Source organism: Shimia sagamensis (assembly GCF_900182745.1).
In the GTDB taxonomy this organism is placed as follows: Bacteria; Pseudomonadota; Alphaproteobacteria; order Rhodobacterales; family Rhodobacteraceae; genus Shimia; species Shimia sagamensis.
Map to the genome: position 1 here is coordinate 78,531 of NZ_FXTY01000009.1, position 19,056 is coordinate 97,586.

At 54.2% G+C, this 19,056-nt stretch carries 16 protein-coding genes and 1 pseudogene; 4 read left to right on the forward strand and 13 right to left on the reverse strand.

The genetic code is table 11. The annotated features are described in order from the left end of the window. The 3 genes and pseudogenes from QOL67_RS19115 to QOL67_RS19125 all read right to left on the reverse strand — a co-directional run bounded on the left by QOL67_RS19115 (position 1) and on the right by QOL67_RS19125 (position 3,411). Positions 1–816 carry an ABC transporter substrate-binding protein gene (locus tag QOL67_RS19115; RefSeq protein ID WP_283427588.1) on the reverse strand — a complete coding sequence of 272 codons (816 nt, stop codon included), beginning with the start codon at positions 814–816 and terminating at the stop codon, positions 1–3. 246 nt (positions 817–1,062) lie between these two features. Then, positions 1,063–2,051 (reverse strand): annotated as a pseudogene (gene iolG / locus QOL67_RS19120) (inositol 2-dehydrogenase). A gap of 685 nt (positions 2,052–2,736) precedes the next feature. After that, entirely contained in the window at positions 2,737–3,411 is a 675-nt protein-coding gene (locus tag QOL67_RS19125) for a GntR family transcriptional regulator (RefSeq protein ID WP_283427589.1), read from the reverse strand. Positions 3,412–3,546: 135 nt separating this feature from the next. Between QOL67_RS19125 and QOL67_RS19130 the strand changes: the two genes are divergently transcribed. Further along, positions 3,547–4,530: an AbrB family transcriptional regulator gene (locus QOL67_RS19130; protein ID WP_283427683.1), complete on the forward strand. Its 984-nt coding sequence runs from the start codon at positions 3,547–3,549 to the stop codon at positions 4,528–4,530. On the opposite strand, the gene QOL67_RS19135 is transcribed toward QOL67_RS19130, so the two are convergent. The 4 genes from QOL67_RS19135 to QOL67_RS19150 all read right to left on the reverse strand — a co-directional run bounded on the left by QOL67_RS19135 (position 4,527) and on the right by QOL67_RS19150 (position 8,493). Continuing rightward, positions 4,527–5,378, reverse strand: coding sequence for an ABC transporter permease (locus QOL67_RS19135; RefSeq protein WP_283427590.1), 852 nt, complete (start codon positions 5,376–5,378; stop codon positions 4,527–4,529). The genes QOL67_RS19130 and QOL67_RS19135 overlap by 4 nt on opposite strands. 11 nt (positions 5,379–5,389) lie before the next feature. Further along, the gene (locus QOL67_RS19140; RefSeq protein ID WP_283427591.1) at positions 5,390–6,247 is read right to left on the reverse strand and encodes an ABC transporter permease; all 858 of its coding nucleotides are present in this window, start codon (positions 6,245–6,247) and stop codon (positions 5,390–5,392) included. After that, positions 6,247–7,347: an ABC transporter ATP-binding protein gene (locus tag QOL67_RS19145; RefSeq protein ID WP_283427592.1), complete on the reverse strand. Its 1,101-nt coding sequence runs from the start codon at positions 7,345–7,347 to the stop codon at positions 6,247–6,249. The genes QOL67_RS19140 and QOL67_RS19145 overlap by 1 nt, the downstream gene beginning before the upstream one ends. Positions 7,348–7,422: 75 nt before the next feature. Next, on the reverse strand, positions 7,423–8,493 hold the full coding sequence (locus tag QOL67_RS19150; RefSeq protein WP_430458975.1) for an extracellular solute-binding protein: 1,071 nt from the start codon (positions 8,491–8,493) through the stop codon (positions 7,423–7,425). Between the two features lie 277 nt (positions 8,494–8,770). On the opposite strand from QOL67_RS19150, the gene QOL67_RS19155 reads away from it, so the two are divergent. From QOL67_RS19155 to QOL67_RS22100, 3 genes are all read left to right on the forward strand, one after another. Beyond that, the gene (locus QOL67_RS19155; RefSeq protein ID WP_283427593.1) at positions 8,771–10,012 is read left to right on the forward strand and encodes a cytochrome P450; all 1,242 of its coding nucleotides are present in this window, start codon (positions 8,771–8,773) and stop codon (positions 10,010–10,012) included. A 15-nt stretch (positions 10,013–10,027) separates the two neighbouring features. Then, complete coding sequence (locus tag QOL67_RS19160; RefSeq protein WP_283427594.1) at positions 10,028–10,348, forward strand: 2Fe-2S iron-sulfur cluster-binding protein; 321 nt, start codon at positions 10,028–10,030, stop codon at positions 10,346–10,348. A 119-nt stretch (positions 10,349–10,467) separates the two neighbouring features. Beyond that, positions 10,468–11,190: an AraC family transcriptional regulator gene (locus QOL67_RS22100; protein WP_430458980.1), complete on the forward strand. Its 723-nt coding sequence runs from the start codon at positions 10,468–10,470 to the stop codon at positions 11,188–11,190. Here QOL67_RS22100 and QOL67_RS19165 read toward each other — a convergent pair. The 6 genes from QOL67_RS19165 to QOL67_RS19190 all read right to left on the reverse strand — a co-directional run bounded on the left by QOL67_RS19165 (position 11,129) and on the right by QOL67_RS19190 (position 19,054). Further along, positions 11,129–13,003: a glycosyltransferase family 2 protein gene (locus tag QOL67_RS19165; protein WP_283427595.1), complete on the reverse strand. Its 1,875-nt coding sequence runs from the start codon at positions 13,001–13,003 to the stop codon at positions 11,129–11,131. The genes QOL67_RS22100 and QOL67_RS19165 overlap by 62 nt on opposite strands. 73 nt (positions 13,004–13,076) lie before the next feature. Beyond that, positions 13,077–14,309, reverse strand: a complete 1,233-nt coding sequence (locus QOL67_RS19170; RefSeq protein WP_283427596.1) for an NAD-dependent epimerase/dehydratase family protein — start codon at positions 14,307–14,309, stop codon at positions 13,077–13,079. Positions 14,310–14,513: 204 nt separating this feature from the next. Then, positions 14,514–15,632, reverse strand: coding sequence for a porin (locus tag QOL67_RS19175; RefSeq protein ID WP_283427597.1), 1,119 nt, complete (start codon positions 15,630–15,632; stop codon positions 14,514–14,516). Between the two features lie 112 nt (positions 15,633–15,744). After that, positions 15,745–16,860 carry a Gfo/Idh/MocA family protein gene (locus tag QOL67_RS19180; RefSeq protein WP_283427598.1) on the reverse strand — a complete coding sequence of 372 codons (1,116 nt, stop codon included), beginning with the start codon at positions 16,858–16,860 and terminating at the stop codon, positions 15,745–15,747. An 8-nt stretch (positions 16,861–16,868) separates the two neighbouring features. After that, on the reverse strand, positions 16,869–17,924 hold the full coding sequence (locus QOL67_RS19185; protein ID WP_283427599.1) for a sugar phosphate isomerase/epimerase family protein: 1,056 nt from the start codon (positions 17,922–17,924) through the stop codon (positions 16,869–16,871). Continuing rightward, positions 17,924–19,054 (reverse strand): Gfo/Idh/MocA family protein, encoded by a 1,131-nt coding sequence (locus QOL67_RS19190; RefSeq protein WP_283427600.1) that lies wholly within the window; start codon positions 19,052–19,054, stop codon positions 17,924–17,926. The genes QOL67_RS19185 and QOL67_RS19190 overlap by 1 nt, the downstream gene beginning before the upstream one ends. Positions 19,055–19,056 lie beyond the last annotated feature (2 nt).

Genomic DNA, 19,056 nt, shown 5'->3' on the forward strand with positions numbered 1-19,056 from the left:
TTATTTGATCAGCGGCACACCAGTGGTTTCCTGCAACCACTCGGCCTCAATGGCGGCCAACTTCCCTGTTTCTGTTAGGGATGCGATAGCCTCATCGACACATGCTTTCAAGGGGTTGCCCTCTTCAAGCAGGAGACCAAACCGGTCTGGGTTTTCGGTGCGATCTGCCGGGAATTGGCCGATCACAGCCGAGCCCTCGACAACAACGGCGCTTAGGTACAATGCGGTGGGCAGATCAAAAAGCGCTGCATCAATCTGGCCCGCCTGCATTGCCGCCGTCACGTCAGCGTTGTCACCATAGAGCAACGGCATGTCATTTGGACCAATAGCGTCCATCAATACGGGCACTGCAGTGGTGCCGCCCATGGCGCCCCACTTTAGGCCTTTGAGGGCATCTACCGTTGCAGCCGTTCCTTTTGCATCCGCAGAGGCCAAAATCGCCATAGGCGCCGCGTAGTAGGCAGAAGAAAAGTCGACCATCTTCTCGCGTTCTTCGGTTATGGAGAACTGCTGCAAGTTGAAGTCGAAATCTTTCGGGCCTGGCTGGATTGCCTGATCAAAGGAGGAGCGGGCCCATGTTACCTTTTCTGCAGCAAAACCCATTTCTTCGGCCACGGCGTAGGCGACAGCGGCTTCAAAACCTTTGCCGCTTTCCGGCGCGTCATCCATGACCCACGGATAATAGGCGGGGTTGCCTGTTGCGATGGTCAGAGTGCCATCGGTCAAGGTTTTACCGTCGGCGCAATGGCCTGCTGCGAAAGCTGCGGAGGTGGTCAGCGCGGTGAGCGCAGTGGCGGCAATGACTTTGTGAAACACGGAGCTATCTTCCCTTTTGAACTCTTTGGTCAAAACATGCGGGGGAAGGGGTTTGTTGTCCAGTACATCTGTTTACAAAAAGAGCTATCGGAAGCGGGAAACGGGAGCAGACCGAACTAAAAGGAACACGTCAACTTTCTGTTGAGCGCATGTGTGCATTTTGTAGCGCTCTTTTTTGGAGTTGTGCCAGCGTGTCCTTTTGATGGCGGCATAAGGAGGCCGAGTATTGCCTTTCTGATGCCTGTTTTAGCCAATGGTGACAGGCGTGCCCTGTCGCCAGGACAGGTTGGCCGCATCCGCTAACATTTGAGCCCGTAGTCCATCGTTGATATCGGGAGACGGTTGCGAACCGCTTGAGATGGCTTGGGCAAAATGCGCCAGCCCAAGGCGGTAGGCGGCCTCGTAGCGCTCCAGAAAAAGTGTTGTGCCGGGGCTTTTCGAAAGCCGGAGGCAGAAGCCATTTCAACAGTATTTTCCAGCACGTTTTCTGCCCGGAGCATATCTTTGGACCCATGTACTTCAATCCGTTGATCATAGCCGTAGGTTGCCCGTCGGGAGTTGGAAATTTGGCAAATCTTGCCGGTTGCCGTGGTCAAAGTGACGGCGCCGGTGTCGATATCACCAGCATTGCCAATTTCCGGATCCACAAGGGAAGACCCAACGGCAAAAACAGATGTTGGTTCTTCGCCGAGTAAAAAACGGGCCATATCAAGATCATGTATCATCATGTCTCGGAATAATCCGCCGGAAGTGGCAATGTACTCAAGTGACGGTGGCGCGGGATCGCGTGAGAGGATTGTGACAATCTCAACGGAACCAATTTCGCCTCGTGTTATTCGAGACTGAATTTGAGAGAAGTTTGGGTCAAACCGACGGTTGAAGGCCGTCATAAAAGGCACCCCCGCATCTTCGACCGCCCAGACGCAATCACGGATTCGGTCTGCGGACATGTCGATCGGTTTTTCGCAAAAAATTGCTTTGCGGGCTTTGCAGGCGGCATGAATAAGATCGTAGTGGGTATTTGTCGGAGTTCCGATAAGAACCGCATCGACCTCCGGACTGGCGATGAGCGCGGCCGCGGACATCACTTGAGCATCGGTTTCTCCTGCCAGTTCTTGGGCCGAAGCCGCGGAGGTATCCGCGACCGCTGCAATAGCGACACTGTCCAGTTGGCCAACTGAGCGGGCGTGCACCCGCCCAATGCGGCCACAGCCTAAAAGACCAATTTTCAACAAATCTTGCTCCCTTGGGTTGGGGCTGGCTGACGTGAGAGCGGTTCTCCTCCGAATTTGCGGTGATTTGTCCGTTTTGCCAATACCCGAGCCGAAAATTGCAAAGGCAATAGCGTGTCACGGCGTGAAGTGCTTTGGGCCAAGGCTGCGACACAGTGTACCCTCTGCGCGGGCGAAGAAAATTCAGATATTGGTGCGCTAAGGTATTTGTGACTTTGGCAATTATGGGAATGGCAAGGCGGGGGTGATGGAGCGGGTACAGAAATCTACGATTGGCCATAATGCAGTACCAATCCATCGCGAGAAGCTATTTGCGACTCCGCCGCGGTTCCGATCTCTTATTTTGGCGGCACTTGTCTGAGGCGTTTGGACCGATCAATGACCAATGATTGCGGAACCTCGCTATGTGGTTTTGAAAGAGGGTAGCAATATTGGGTAGATGCTTTTTGTTTTGTGCGTGGATGGCTCAAGTTCCGAGTGGAGCCCTGAATCTCTTCGCTATCTGACTTAGGCTGTGGTTGTGGCAGAAAACGCCCCGTGGCTGATTTGCATGGTGACACGTTTCGGTCTCTTTTTGGTGACCCAAATTCAGATCATCCGGCCTTCGCTTAAGCGACACTGATTTGGAGTGGATGATTGTGACGTTCGGTGTCTTTGGTGTGAATTTAAGAGAGCCTCTTTCGCTGAGCTACAGGAACTCGGTGTCTTCTAGTTCTGCTCTTAGAACACGAATGCGGGCGCGTTGACCGGCGGTGATATGTATCTGCATGGCTGCCTCGGCCGCATCGCCATCGCGGGCGACAAGAGCGTCTAGAATCGCATTATGCTCCACTATGGCACTCTCGTAACGCTCTTCATCAGCCAAAGTGGTGCGGCCTAGGATTAACATGGCTTTCTGCAAACTCAGCATGGACTTAATCAGGAAGCGATTTTTAGCAGCCTCCAGAAGCGCGCGATGGAACTGGCGATTCAGGCGGGCGGCGTCCGTGCCTTTGCCCACCTTGGAGATTTCGTCACTGATTGCGGTGAGCTCAGTTATTTCCACAGATGAGGCGGACCGGGCTGCCATTCGAGCGGCGGTGCACTCCAAAACGCAGCGCATTTCGTACAGCTCCATGATCTCGGAGTAATCCAACTTTCGCACCGTGGCGCCGATCCTAGGGAGATGCGCCACAAGACCGTCGGTTTCCAGCTGGCGAATGGCTTCGCGTACAGGAGTGCGACTGACGCCAAAGCGTTTGGCAAGTTCGGTTTCTCGCAGGCGGTCGCCGGGGGAAAGATGCCCGTCGCGGATTTCCGCAAGAAGAGCGCCGTAGGCCGCGTTTCCATGTAGTTTTTCTGGTGAGGCCAGGTCGTCGCTCATTGGGTTTTGACCATAACTTGTGATATTGCATCCGAATGTATACAGTCGGATGCAATCGGTCAATCAAGATTGGAATCACCCGTGTCTACTCTGCGACTTCGGGCCTTCACCTTTGCGGTGGCGGCGATTGGGGCCATGTTTTTCTGGGTGTTGAATTTGCCGCTGCCTTTCTTGTTCGGGCCGATGGCTGCGTGTCTCATTGCGGCGCTGAGCGGTGCGCGGTTTGCCGGTTTTGGAGAGATTACTGCTGGCGCACGAACCATTCTTGGCGTGGCTGTGGGGACGTCCATAACGCCTGAAGTGGCGGCGCAATTGCCAGGAATGGCGGGGTCGATTGCGTTAATGCCGCTTTACATATTTGTGATCGCGTTGATTGGGGTGCCGTTCTTCCACAAGGTCTGCAAATTTGACCCTGTGACGTCATACTATGCGGCGATGCCGGGCGGTTTGCAGGACATGATCTTGTTTGGCGAAGAGGCGGGGGGAAATGCGCGCATATTGTCCTTGATCCACGCGACTCGGGTTCTGGTGATTGTGTCAGTGGCACCGATCATGTTGATCTCCGTGTATGGCGTGAGCCTATCCAACCCGATAGGTCAGCCTGCATCTGAACTGCCGGTGCAAGAGATGGTGATCATGGCGGTGGCTGCAATTGTCGGTTGGAAAGGCGGCGAACGCATTGGATTGTTTGGCGCGTCCATCTTGGGACCCATGATTGTGTCTGCAGCTCTGACCATGGGCGGGGTACTGCACTCGCGTCCACCACAAGAAGCGATTTGGACTGCGCAGTTTTTTATTGGTGTGGTGATTGGTGTTTATTACGTCGGTGTCACCATGCGCGAGTTACGCAGTGTAGTACTGTCTGGGCTGGCGTTTATGGTTGTTCTGGCGGTGCTGGCGGCGGGCTTTGCCGAAATCGCAACGCGGCTTGGTCTTGCGCCTGCTATGGAGGCATTTTTGGCCTTTGCGCCGGGCGGGCAGGCGGAGATGACAGTCTTGGCGATTGTGGTTGGTGCTGACCTTGGATTTGTCATTGCCCATCACCTGACGCGGATTGTTCTAGTGATTTTAGGCGCGCCGATTGCGGCGCGCCTGTTGAAGCCGAAGGCCTCGGGTTAGTTTTTCTTCTGAAACGCGATCATGACCAAGGCCAGCAGCGATGATCCCAGCATCAAGAGCAAGCTGACTGCGTTCAGCAGTGGGGTGGACCCCTCTTTGAGACGGTCAAACATGGCGATGGTCAATGGTGCATCAGATCCAACGAGCATCAACGTGGTGTTGAAGTTCTCAAAGCTCATCAGGAAAGCCACTACAAAGGCGCCGATCATGGCAGGCGCCAGATAGGGCAGAGTGACCGTACGGATTGCCGTCAAACGACCGGCGCCGAGGTTGAGCGCGGCCTCTTCCAAAGTCTTGTCAAACTTTTGCAGACGGGCCCCAATCACCAAGGTTGCAATTGTGGTGATGAAGGAGAATTGGCCAAGGATCACTAACCAAAGGCCGGGGCGCAGGGCTTCTACATCCCATTGAAACCCATCCCAAAGGCCGTTGGCCAAGCGGCTGGACGCTACCAGAATGGAGATACCAAGTACGATACCGGGGATCACCAGGGGCAGCAGCATAAAGACGTAGAGGATACTTTGCCCGCGAAACTTGTAACGGTTGAACAGGAAGGCATTGGACAAGCCAACGACCATAGAGAGCGCGGAGACACAAAAGGCCACAAACACGGACGTTCCAATCGCGCGCAGAATTGAGCGTTCATGGAATACGCCAATCATCGGGCGTTCCGAGCCAAAGAACCAGTTCCAGGTAAACCCCTCCCAAGGCAGGGAAGGGAACTGGCTGTCATTGAAGGCAAAGGCCGCCACAACGATCAATGGCAGCGCAAGGAAGACGAAAAAGAGCAGCACATATGCTTTGTAAGCCGTGGTGACAAAGCGGGACTGTGGGATGGAAGGGATCATGTTGCTTCTCCTTATCCCATAGTCTTTTCAAGGGACTGCCCGGTGAGGCGCAACATGCCCCAGACAATCACCGAAGATAGGATCAACAGCAGGAAGCCAAAGGCAGCGCCGAGCTCCCAGTTGAAACGTACAATGAACTGAGAATAGATCAGCTCAGTGAACCAGAGGCTTTCTTTGCCACCTAGCATAGTGGGAGTCAGATAGTTGCCGAGGCAGAGCATAAAGACCACGATGGAGCCCGACACGATGCCTGGCATGGCGTGAGGAATGATGATTTCACGCAAAACGCTGAAGCCGCTGCCGCCGAGATCGTAGCCAGCTTCGACCACTTCGTCAGACAGGCTCTCGAGTGTTGTGATCAGCGGTACGACCATGAAGAGCATAGAGGTATAAACAAGACCCACCATGATGGCGGCATCGTTGTACAACATCTCTACGGGGCCCTGAGCGAGACCTACGGATTGCAAGAGGTTGGAAATGATGCCGGTTTCTCTCAGCAATATCATCCAGCCAAACGTCCGCACCAGCTCCGAGACCCAAAACGGCACTAGGCAGAGCAGGAAAAGCGCGGATTGCGTGCGGCCCTTGGCCATTTTTGCGATGTAGTAAGCGACTGGAAAACCAATCAGCAGGGTCAAGATTGTCGCAAAGATCGACATCACCGCAGTGCGTAGAAAGGTGACGATATACAGCGGTTCCGTGAAGAAGGTGAGGTAGTTCCCAAGGCTGATTTCATATTGGCCAACACCAACACGCTCGCGCAGGGAGACCAGTAAGAGGTCGATGTGAGGGATCACAATCAGCAGGCTGAGCCAGAGAAGAAATGGCGTCAGCAAAAGGATGAGTCCAAGTTTGGCTTCGCGGTGCATCAGGATGCTCCCGCAGAGAAGCAATTGGCTTGATCGCTGGCCCAACCGATGTGCACCGGAGCGCCTTTGGTGAGATTTGCAAATTCACCAGATTGCGGCAGGTTCACGGCAACTTCTTCGTGGCCTTCCGTATCACGGACCATCACACGTGATGCGGCGCCGTTGAACAGAATAGAGGTGACTGTGCCGGAGATTTGGTTATCAAAGCTGGCAAGATCTTCGGCATTGTGGGCAATGCGGATGGCTTCGGGCCGCACAAAAGCGTCGATCGTATCACCTTGAGAGAGCGAACGCCCTTGGGTCGCCCCGCGTAATGTTAGGCCGCTGGTGGTTTGGACAAGCGTGTTTTCACCGTCCTGTTTGACGACTTTGCCCGACCACCGGTTGCTGTCCCCGACAAAACCCGCAACAAAAGCGGTGTCAGGGCGGTAGTATAGGTCTTGTGCGCTGCCTACCTGCTCAAAGCGCCCGGCGTTCATCACGGCGATGTTGTCAGACATCACCAACGCCTCTGATTGGTCATGCGTGATGTATACAAAAGTGGTGTCAAAGGCCGCCTGAAGGGTCTTCAGCTCCACCTTCATGTGCTCGCGCAGTTTGAGATCGAGTGCACCAAGAGGTTCGTCGAGCAAAAGGACGTCTGGCTCAAGCACCATACAACGGGCAATGGCCACACGTTGTTTTTGTCCGCCAGAGAGTTCGTCCACACGGCGGTGTCCAATACCAGGCAGGCCGATACGTTCGAGCGCTTCGTCTACCTTAAAACCAATATCTTTTTTGTGCATACCAGCGCGACGCAAGCCGTAGCCGATGTTGTCCGCGATGTTCATCATCGGGAAGAGGGCCAAGTGCTGGAACACCATGTTCACATGCCGCTTGTTGGGCGGCACATTCAGGACCGAGTTGCCTTTGATCTGGATGTCGCCGCTGCTTGGTTCCAAAAAACCGGCGATCATACGCATGATGGTGGTTTTGCCACAACCGGATGGGCCGAGTATCGAGAAAAATGACCCCGCCGGGACAGAGAAGGAGACATTGTCCACCGCTGTTGTCTCGCCAAATTTTTTGGTGAGGTTGGTGCACTGCAGATCGGGCGTCATTGGGAGGTCCTTTAAAGTCGTAAAAGCGTGCGCCCGTGAGGACACACGCTGATTTAGAAGTTGAAAAGCGCTGGTTTATTTAGCGGCTTTAACGCGGTCCAGAACACCACCTTCGATGGCTTCAAGACCAGCTGGTACTGGTGGGTACCATTTGATGTTGTCGATGGCTTCGGCTGGGAAAGATCCCTGGTAGCGCGCCTTCAGGTCCGCGGAGGCAAATTCGTCAGCACCTTTGGATGCGGTGAAGTTACCAGCAGCTGCGGTGATCATTGCGGCCACTTCTGGCTGCATCACAAAGTTGATCCATGCGTATGCCGCGTCATCTGCTTTGCCTTTGGCTGGCAGAACAAAGGTGTCAACCCAACCCAAAGCGCCAGCAGCAGGCGCCACAAAGGTGATGTCTGCATTGTCGGAGTTCAGTTTCCAACCGCCGGTGTCCCACGCCATGGAGGCCACAACTTCGCCGGAGCGCATCAGGCCCATCAGCTCGTCGCCGCCACCCCAGTAGGTTTTGACGCCCGCTTTACATTCGATCAGCTTGGCTTCGACCTGAGACATGATGTCAGCATAAGCCGCCTCGTCACCGTATGCGGCGAACGGGTCTAGACCCATGGAGAAAGCGAAACCGATCAAAGTTGGGCGCTTCAGACGGTAGGACACTTTGCCTGCAACGTCCGACGCGCAAAGGTCGGTGTAATCCTGAACCATGGAGGCTTTGGCGGTGTCGACCACAAGACCGGAGGTGCCCCACACGTGTGGCACGCCGTAGACGTCACTGCCAACGGTGGTGTTGCCTTGGGTGGCTTCTAGCATCGACGGGATGAAGAGCGACGCGTCAATTTTGGACAGATCGATTGGTTTGTAAATCCCGAACTCAGCCTGTGGGCCGGCAATGCGGTCTTGGCTTGGCTGTGCCAGGTCAAAGCCGCCGCCGCCTGTGGCGCGCAACTTGGCAATCATTTCTTCGTTGTTGGATTTGGTCACCTCAACGGTGTGGCCGGTTTCGGCCTCAAATTTTGCAACAACGTCTTCTGGTGCATAGCCGCCCCAGGTCAAAAGGCGCAGCGTGTCTGCAGATGCGGCGCCTGCGCTGAGCATTGCTGCAACAGCAACCGTCATAGACAGCTTAAATGTTTGATTTTTCATGGAACATATCCCCCCGGGATCTTTTCTTATGTTGTTTGATGCCGCTACCATGGGGGGAATGTATCATTTGGTCAAATATTTTCGTGCCGCGTTACAAAAGTTTTAATCTTGGAAAGATCACGGGGTGATGGACTGATGAAATCAGAGTGAGATTGCGTGAATTTTTTCGATAATTGGATCGGCGACATGCGAGTTTCATCCATGTATTGGCTTACTATTGGCATTTACTTCGGGTGGAATAGAAGTATTTTCCAGCCTTCATTTGTGCGAGGACAACATGCTTACGGACCCAGCCAGCCGGATTTCTTTGGACCCACAAAGCACGGGCTTTGCCGCGGACCCCTATGCCACCTATGCCGCCATGCGCGCATTGGATGCCCCCTATTTCTGGGAGAGCGCGAATACATGGATGCTGACAAAAATGGCGGACGTGGAGGCCGTGGCGCTCGATAAAACCATGTTGCGCAACAACGAGGAATTCATCGAGGACGTTGACCGAAGAGCACAGCAGCGGGCAATCAACTTCCACGACATGCCTTATCACGAGCGTTACGTGCAGGTGAACTTGCTCGAAAGCGAGGGCGCTACGCACGCGCGGTTGCGCAAGGTGGTTTTTCGTGAATTTTCGCCTGCGATGATCGCGCGGCAGCGCCCGGCTATTCAGGATTTTGTGGATACTCTTCTAGAGGAGTTGTGCGAGCAAGAAGAAGTCGATTTTGTTGCTGAGTTTGCCGCGCATGTACCTGGCCATATCATTGGACGTGTTTTGGGTGTGCCTGACGAAGATGCTCCAATGCTGCGTCATTGGTCTGAAGAAGTGGTCCGATTTTTTGATCCTGAGAGGGGTGCAGAAGACAAGGCACGTGCGGAAACCGCGACCAAAGAGTTCTACGAATATTTGTTGGTCCTTTTGGCCAATCGGGAAAAGGCGCCGAAAGAAGATCTGTTGAGCGGTCTGATTGCGTATCGTGATGCGGGTCAGCTGAGTCAAGATGAACTGGTTTCCACAGCCATGCTGATATTGATGGCAGGGCATGGCTCAACCATAGATGTGTTGGGGAGTGGTCTGCACGCGCTTCTGCGATTTCCAGACCAGCATCAGCGGTTGCGGGACGATCCCAGTCTGATGAAAACGGCAGTTCAGGAGATGTTTCGGTATGAATCTCCGCTACCCTATTTTCACCGATTTGCGACGGAGGACACCGAAGTGGGCGGCAAGCTGTTCCCAGCCGGAACGCGCTTTGGTTTGCTTTACGGGGCGGCCAATCGTGATCCTGTTCGATTTGAACGTCCGGATTTGTTTGACGTTGGTCGGACGCCTAATCGGCACATGGCCTTTGGTGGAGGAGGGCACTTCTGCCTTGGCAACCATTTGGCGCGACTGGATATGGATGTAATCTTCTCTACTCTGAATGCGCGGTTTTCAGAAATTGAGCTCGCCGAGGTTGTGCCAGAGTATAAGCGGGGATTGTCGGTGCGAGGTCCAAAAAACCTACGCATAAGTTGGAAGCGCGCATAAAGGCGAGACAAGAAGATGGTCAAATTGAAGTTTGTTCAGTCAAACGGCACTGAAATCGAAACCGACGCAGCGCTTGGCATGTCCGTCATGCAGGCGGCTGTTAATGCCGGGGTGAATGAGATTGCGGCGGAATGCGGAGGGGCCTGCGCGTGTGGAACTTGTCATTGCGTTTTGCCACAGGAGTGGTTTGACCGAGTTGCTGCGCCTCAAGATGACGAAATTGACATGTTGGAGTTTGTCATTGAGCCGCAACCAACCAGCCGGTTGAGTTGCCAGATCGTGGTGAGCGAAGACTTGCAAGGCATGGAGATCAACGTGCCGGACTCGCAGGTCTAATGTCCTTTGGGGCGTTTGAAACTTCGACAATTGTTTTTAATGCAGCGCAGGAAAATAGCGACCTCTGGCCCTACCACGTTCCCGTCGCTGGACGTACGGTGGCCCGACATGATGACGGGATGGTTTGCCAAAACTTTCACGAACATGTCTTGATCCTCGGCCTCAGCGGGAACGGATGTGTTGAATTGGGACGAGAGCGCTTTGAGCTTTTGCCCGGTGACTTGGCCTGGATCGATACTGCTCTGAGTTACGCGCATGGCGCGGACGCCAAGTCAGATTGGACATATTTGTGGATGTCTTTTGCAGGGCATCGGGTGGATGCGTTGCATGCTCATCTTGGGTTTCAACAGGCGCCGATCGTTCATGGCTGTGCTGATCAAAAACCAAGGTTTGATGCGGTAAAGGAAGCGCTGTCTGTAAACTCCGCCTGCTCACCAGGGCTGGTGAGTGCAAAAATTTCAGACCTGCTCGCTGACTTGGCCTCATTGCGCAGTGCACAAGGACACATGGGTCCATCGGGTGTTGTGATGCGTGTGTCGCATAGTTTGCGTTCGCAGTTGGATCGGGCTTGGAGTGTCGAAGATTTGGCTGAGATTGCTGGCATCAGTCAGTCGCAACTTTTCCGCCGGTTTAAGGAGGAAACGGGCAACAGCCCCATGGCTTGGCTGCGTAGAGAGCGAATGGTGTTGGCTTGCTATCTCTTGCGCACAACAGAACATCCAGTTTCGCATGTAGCACTTAAATGTGGCTACGCAGATCCGTTTCACTTTAGCCGTGACTTCAAGCGTCACCAGGGGTGCGCACCGCGCCATTTTCGAGCAGAGATTCGTGGGGAAGCGTGATTTGTTCCAGGGCCTCCAGATGAATTGCCGTGGTTTTCTTTTTTCCGCTGAGTTTGACGGAGAGCATGCTTTCCAGTGTGAAGTAGGCGCGCATGAGACGGAATACAGTGTACTCCGGCAGGCAAAGAACAGCTCGAGGTGTGCGGTTTATCAGCACTGCAGCCACCCCAACCAAGGTCGGAGCGCCAAGAATAACGGCGGCTATTGCGGTCCAAAGTGGGCGCGGCCCTGTGCCGAAAGGTTCCAGAAACTCGATTAGGCCAAATATCACCAGCGGCAAACCCATTGTGCGCACTGATGTGTTGAGCAACATGATGGGTAAGATAACCCAGCCACGCAGGGATGGATTTCCAATTTCGGTTGCCTGTCGGCAGCGGGCTGTGATGTGGAAAGCGGATCGAAACCAGCGCATGCGTTGTTCGCGCATGTGCGCGTAAGTGGCTGGCACTTCGGACTCATAGCGCACGTAAGGATCTACTTGTATGCGGTAGCCCAATTCGCCGATGCGCATCGACATATCACTGTCTTCGCCATTGAGGCCAAAGGCAAATCCGCCAAGGTGACGAACGAGTGCAGAACGATAAACGGCAAACATACCCGGAATGGCAACCTGCCCGTCGATGGCGGTGTTGGCGATGGCGTAATAGCCGTGATTGATCAAAACTTCGGCCAAACGGGCACGCTCGAAAAAGGAACGGCCTTGGGTGTTGGGTACGCCTCCTAAACATCCGAGTTGCGGATCCTTAAAATGCCTCAGTGCCAAGTGCAGGGAGTCTTTGTCTATCTGTGTGTCCGCGTCGATGCGGATGACGAGTTCTGTCTGGACAGCGGCAAAACCTTTATTGAGGGCATGCGCCTTACCCGCACGAGGCTCGTTGATGACACGGCCTTCAGCATTTTCAAAAGAGGCGAATGTGGCCTGCGCCACGTCGAAGGTTGCATCAACGGAGTTGTTATTGACCACATAGACAATGACACGCCCTTTGTAGTGACCAGCAGCCCTGTCCACCGCCTTGAGCGTGTCGGCAATAATGTATTCTTCATTGTGAGCCGGAATGACGATGGTCACGTCCTGATCGAAGTCATCAGTTTGATCTTCTTTTCGCCGGTCCCACATTGCCAAGAAATACATCAACAAGAAGAATGAAGGCAGGAACAGAAACACTCCTGGTCCCAGTCCACCCAGCAATGCTCTGCCGCGTAGCCACGTCACGGTTTCCAGGTCCAGTTGATTGACCCACCAAGAAAAAACGCCTGCGGCAGCGACAAGTATCCAAAACCGGCCGAAAGAACGGCCGGGATGTGTTGGTGTGACTTTCATGTGCACGGGTGAGGGCATTTCGCCCCAAGAATACAGGCGAGCAGAGAACAGAGCGAAGCCAACCAAACCTGTCGCGATTTGCAGGTTTCTGAGAGAAATTGGAGCGTCAAAGCTGTGCGACAAGAAAACTGAAAAGAGGTCGATGGCAAGACAGATCACAAGAAAAGACAGGCAAAGATCTGCAATGAACTTAAGTCTTGTGAGGAACGGGCCGTTTGAAAACAGGCCAAAACTCACAAAAAAGACAAGCAGGAAATGCCGGATTGCAATGAAGTGTTGCCCCGGCACCGGCGCAAAGATCCAATCGTTGGCGGGAAAAAAAGCGCCCAACAGAGTGTCGTTTTGCAGAACAATCAAAGTGAGCATACTCAGGATCGCAAAGGTCGCCAGAACCGCAGGAGCTTTCCAAAGCGCAACGGGGCCGGACAGCTTGGCGGGCTGGCTGTCGACGGACCAGTATTCGTTTTGGGATGCTTTCTGCGGTTGGCTCACCCGAAATCTCTGATTGAAGGAAAAAATACCGGCCCGATTATTGTATCGGACCGGGCGTGTTTTTGGGAAGAAATTATGCAGCCGGTTGAACTTGACCCGCAATCAGCGCCTCTTTGGTCACAACGCCTGCGTGCTGCTCTTTGGTCCAGATGGAAGCGGCAGCCACTGTGGCGCTGTCAAAACGCTCTGCATAGCGTTCGGCGATTTCCACGGTTTCTTCCAACAGACCTTCTTCCAGAGTTGTCGGTTTCAGACCGAGTGCGATGAAACTTGCATTGCTGACGCGCAGGTCGTTTTCGGCGGCCTCTTTGCGTGGGTTGTCAACCATAGCCACTTGCGCACCGTTTGTGGATGCCACGAGTTTTGCCAGGTCCCGCACACGGTGCGTTTCAGTCATCTGGTTGCGGATCACAACACGGTCGCCTTTAGCGGGTGGGTTTTCAATGGCCAGGCGGATGCAGCGCACCGTGTCCCGAATGTGAATGAATGCGCGGGTTTGACCGCCTGTGCCGTGCACGGTCAGGGGGTGACCAACAGCGGCTTGGACCAGAAAGCGGTTGAGGACTGTGCCGTAATCACCGTCATAGTCGAACCGGTTGATAAGGCGATCATCCAGTTTTGTTTCCGGTGTCTGGGTGCCCCATACGATCCCTTGGTGCAGGTCCGTGACGCGGATCTGGTCGTTTTTTGCGTAAAACTGGAACAGCAACTGATCCATCGATTTGGTCATGTGGTACACGCTGCCCGGGTTGGTGGGGTAGAGGATCTCACGCTGGTAAATGACATTGTCATCGCCTGCCACCATCACCTTTTGATAACCTTCGGGAATTTCCAACCCATCGCCATCGTAGCCATAGACGCCCATTGTGCCGAGGTGGACAACGTGGGTGTCCAGATCAAGCGCGGCGATCGCAGCCAAAATATTGTGGGTGGCGTTGATATTGTTGTCCACAGTGTAGCGTTTCTCGGTCAGGCCGCGCATGGAGTAGGGGGCCGCGCGTTGCTCACCAAAGTGGACAACCGCTTCTGGCTTTAGCTCTTCCAGCAGCGCGTGCAAGGCATCAAACTGCTGAGATGCGTCGATGTTTTCGAAGCGAATGGTGTTGCCGCTGACTTCTTTCCAAGCGGTCAGGCGGTCCTCCATGGATGCGATAGGCGTGAGGCTTTTGGCGCCCAGCTCCTCGTCGATCCGCCGGCGAGACAGGTTGTCCACAATTGTGACATTGTAGCCGCCACGCGACAGATGCAAAGATGTTGGCCAGCCGCAGAAACCGTCGCCGCCGATGACAATGATATTTTTTTCCATAGTAGTTCCCTCCAATAGGTGTTTGTTGTGTTGGAGAGATTTCGCGTTTCCCTTTTTGGAGCCCTCGAAGTTCTCGCTTCATCTCATGAACTACAGATGGGGTAAGTTAATAGGATTCACTTAAGAGTTTGAGACAGGCTTTTTGGCGTTCGTGCCAACCTGTCGGAGTGTGTCAAAAATTTTGGGTGCTGGCAGGTTTGGATTTTAAAAAGTCCAACGTGCACCAGCCAGAAGAGCCAGGCTGTCTTGATACTGGGCTGTGGAGTCGGTGTATTCGTACCGGCGCAGGAGCGCATAAAGGTCAATTTTGGGGGATTTAATCTTTTGGACAATTGCGATGCCGTAGGAGCGGCTGGAGCTACTTTGAACTGGCGATGATCTGTTTTGGTAGATGTCATCCCCATCGTACATGTCAATCGAGATTGCGGTTTGGCCAATATCAAACCAGCGGCCGATGTATCCGATTTTGCCGTAGTAGTAATTCGCGCCGCTAGTTTCGTGCCCCGTGGCCAGGGTAACATTCCAACCGCTAGGGCGGTGAAGCAAAGAGCCGGAGGCGATAGCCACATTCGGGCGTTCTTCGATCCATCGGAACGCACCTCCCGCCCGAATACGGAAGTCCCCGTGATCTCCGTCGTATCGCAGCGAAGTGTCTGCATAGAGTTGGTCATCATTGTACGAAAGAACTTCTTGACCCGCAGCGGCAACAAATTGCCAACCATTATTGATTGGGGCGTCAAAGCGTAAGCGCAGTCGACGGGAGCTTCCCATCGATCGGAAAGCCTGTTTAATTTTCTTATTGCTGGGATCGTAAGCGCCATTGGGGACCAAAAATTGCCCACCGGCGGCGTCTTGGACAGGTGTGCCCGCAACAACAGTGGTTAAAGACAAATCGAGGCCCGTGATGCCGTCCGCCGACATGGCGCCTTGACCTAGTGTAATCCTACCGAAGGTGTCATGGACAAACCCAACCTCAAGTTTTCTAAGCTCGGTCCGGTCAAACTTGTATGCCTCATCGTGTGGATCGTTCCGATTAACGGCATTTGTTTCTTTCCACTTCAGCGCAATTTCTCCACGCGCGTGGAGGCGCCAGCCATTTTCCAAAGGTGTGTCAAAAGTCGCGCCAAGGCGAGAAACGGATTTGGAATTGTCGACAAACCAATAGGTGTGATCCGTCGGGCCATCGTCATACCGCAGCACGCCCCTGTTGATCTGGCCATAAACAGCAAACCCTTGGGATGGGGTTTCCTTCTGCTGGGATACGGCAACAGAGGCGGCGCAAGCCGCAAACGCAACTCCAAAAAATAAGTTTCCTGTACGCATGAAGCCTCCCTCCCGCAGGTATCAGAAGGGATGTGCCGCAGCGATTCAAGTAAAAGCCAGAGCGGCGCAAGAAATTGCGGCGATGTGGCAACAGGCCTAACGTGCTTCCAAATTAAAGCGCGTGCCAAGCGCTGTTTGCGACTGAGGATTGTTGACAGGCATGGATGAAACGCATCCCTGCCACACCGTCTGACAGCCTGGGCACGTCCTTTGCTGCATCAGTTTTGCCGGCCAAAGCACAGGCTATGTCGCGGTAAAGGGTGGCAAAGGCTTCCAGGTAACCCTCCGGGTGGCCAGCCGGGATACGAGACACCGCGTTTGCTGCGTCTCCAGCGCCAGACCCTGCGCGTGTGATACGTTGTTCAACGCCGCCCAATGCGGTGAATATCAATTGATTTGGGTTTTCTTGCTCCCAAAACAGTCCGCCTTTTGTCCCGTGAATGCGCAGTTTAAGCCCATTTTCGGATCCTGTTGCCACTTGGCTTGCAAAGATTGATCCGCGAGCGCCAGACCCGAACCTTAATAGGATGTTGGCGTTGTCATCCACTTTCCGCCCTTCCACAAAGCTGTTGAGATCGGCGGCCAGGTGGCTGGCTTGTTCATTCAAAACGAATGTCGCGAGGTGATAGGCGTGGGTGCCAATATCCCCTATGGCGCCCGCGCCCCCGGTACGGGATGGATCGGTGCGCCAAGCGGCTTGCGCATTTTCTGGTTCCGCCGGGCGAGAAAGCCAATCTTGCAGATATTCCGCATGGATCAGGCGGATGTCACCCAAGTCGCCGTTGGCGACCATCGCTTTGGCCTGACGGATCATAGGGGTGGCGCTGTAGTTGTGGGTCAGGAAGAAATGGTGTTCGTAATTTTCGCACTCCGCTGCAAAAGCTTCGGCTTGGGCCAAATCTGTGGTCAGAGGTTTGTCACAAAGAACATGGATGCCGGCCTGCAAAAAGGCGCGGGCAATCGGGATGTGCATATGGTTCGGAGTTACAATTGAAACGGCATCGATCCCATCTGTGCGGGCGCGCTCACGCGCTGCCATTTCTTCGAAAGAGCTATAGCTGCGTGCCAACCCCAAAACTTCTGCGCTGCGATGAGCTTTCTCGGCGGTGGACGAAAGGCAGCCGGCAACCAGATCCCAATGGCCGTCCAGGTTAGCTGCCATCCGATGTACCGCTCCGATGAAAGCCCCATCTCCGCCGCCAACCATGCCCAATTTCAGTTTACGCATGTGATTTCCTAAAGTCCAAGTAAAGCACGGGTGTCAGCTTTGCTGAGGCCGCTGTCCGCAAAATCATCAAAGGCTTTTTCAGTAACCTTGATGATGTGATCGGCGATGAAGGGTGCGCCTTCGGCCGCGCCCGTAGCCGCGTCTTTGAGGCAGCACTCCCACTCCAGCACAGCCCAGCTGTCATATCCGTATTGGGCCAGCTTTGAAAAGATTGCACCAAAATCGACCTGACCGTCTCCGAGGGAGCGGAAGCGCCCCGCACGTTGTATCCAAGGTTGATAGCCAGAGTAGACACCTTGACGGCCATCAGGACGGAACTCTGCGTCTTTCACGTGAAAAGCAGTGATGCGTTCATGGTAGATGTCGATGAACGCAAGATAGTCCAGCTGTTGAAGCAGAAAGTGACTCGGATCATAGTTGATTGTGCAGCGTCTATGGCCATTGAGGCGATCGAGCAGCATTTCGAAGGTTGCGCCGTCAAATAGGTCTTCGCCTGGGTGCAGCTCAAACGCGATGTCCACGCCAACCTCGTCATAGGCATTCATGACTGGGAGCCATCGTTTGGCCAGTTCATCAAATGCCTCTTCTATCAAACCCGCTGGACGTTGAGGCCAGGGGTAGAGATAGGGGAAGGCCAGAGACCCGGAGAAGCTCACCGAAGTGGTGAGGCCGAGGTTTTGGGAGGCCTTCGCGGCCTTGAGCAATTGATCATGGGCCCAGTCCTGGCGCGCTTTGGGGTTGGCGTGCACGGTCACGGGGGCAAAGCCGTCAAACTGTTTGTCATAGGCTGGATGTACCGCGAGCAATTGGCCTTGAATGTGGGTGGAGAGTTCTGTGATCTCCATCTCGCGATCGGCCAACACGCCTGTAACCTCGTCGCAATAGGTTTGTGAAGTTGCGGCCTTGTCCAGATCAAAGAGCCGCATATCCCCTGACGGGATTTGTAACCCCTTGTAGCCCAGAGCCGCCGCCCAGTCGGCAATGGCCTCCAAGGAATTGAAGGGCGCTTCATCTGAGGCAAACTGTGCAAGGAACAGTCCGGGGCCTTTGAGGTTGGACGGCATCAGGTCTCCTCCAGTTCCATAATGGCAAAGGCATCATCTGCACCAAAGGGCGCTGGACGCTCGCAAGTGCTTTGGATGTCCACGGAATTGCCGGTGTCACCAGACTGCAGAATTGCGCCCATAACTTCGACGACATGCAGCGCCAACTCGTTGTTGCAGCGGTGCTGTCGTCCGTCTCGGATGGCGGCAGCCATGTCGGCCAATCCCGCACCACGGTAATTGGCGTTTTCACCGTCGTTGGGTTTGGAGAAGGGATGACCCGTTGAAATCAGAGCTTCGTCATCGTCACTGCGCACAAGCCGCAGTTGGCCGCCAAAGAAGTTGGGATCTGGGACGAAGAGGGTGCCGTCCAATCCATAGAGTTCCATATTGTTGTGTTCATGGGATTTCACATCCCAGCTGGTGCCATAACTGATGATGGCTCCGTTTGTGAACTTCAGGATCGAATGTACAGTGGTCGGGGTCTCAACTGGGACTTGCTCGCCGCTGCGCGGACCGCAAGCAATCGTGCGGTGGTTGCGAGGAGTGCTGCTAAATGCGGTGACGCTTTTCACTGGTCCGAGCAATTGTACGAGGTTGGTTACGTAATAGGGGGCGAGGTCAAAGATGGGACCGGCACCGGGAAGGAAAAAGAAGTCCGGGTTCGGATGCCAATGCTCCATACCACCGCTCATCACATGGATCGTCCCTGAGGTCACCTGCCCGATGTCGCCGTTGTCTAACAGTTCTCGAGCCTTTTGGTGGCTGCCACCCATAAATGTGTCAGGAGCTGAGCCGATGCGCAGATTGCGGGTTGCCGCAAGTTCAGACAATTGTGCGCCTTCCTCGGCGGTTAGCACAAATGGCTTCTCCGAATACACGTGCTTGCCAGCGCTCAGGATTTGGCTGGACACCTCAAAGTGCGCTGCAGGAATAGTCAGGTTCACGACAATTTCGATTTCGGGGTTCGCCAAGAGGTCTTCAATGCTCAAGGCCTGCAAATCAAACTCAGCAGCCCGTGCTTCGGCTGCTTCGGTATTCAAATCGGCGCAAGCCACAACTTTGTAGTCTTTGAAAAACTGCCCCATGCGCATGTAGGTTGTGGAGATGTTGCCGCATCCGATGATGCCAACTTTTACTGCGGAGCTCATAA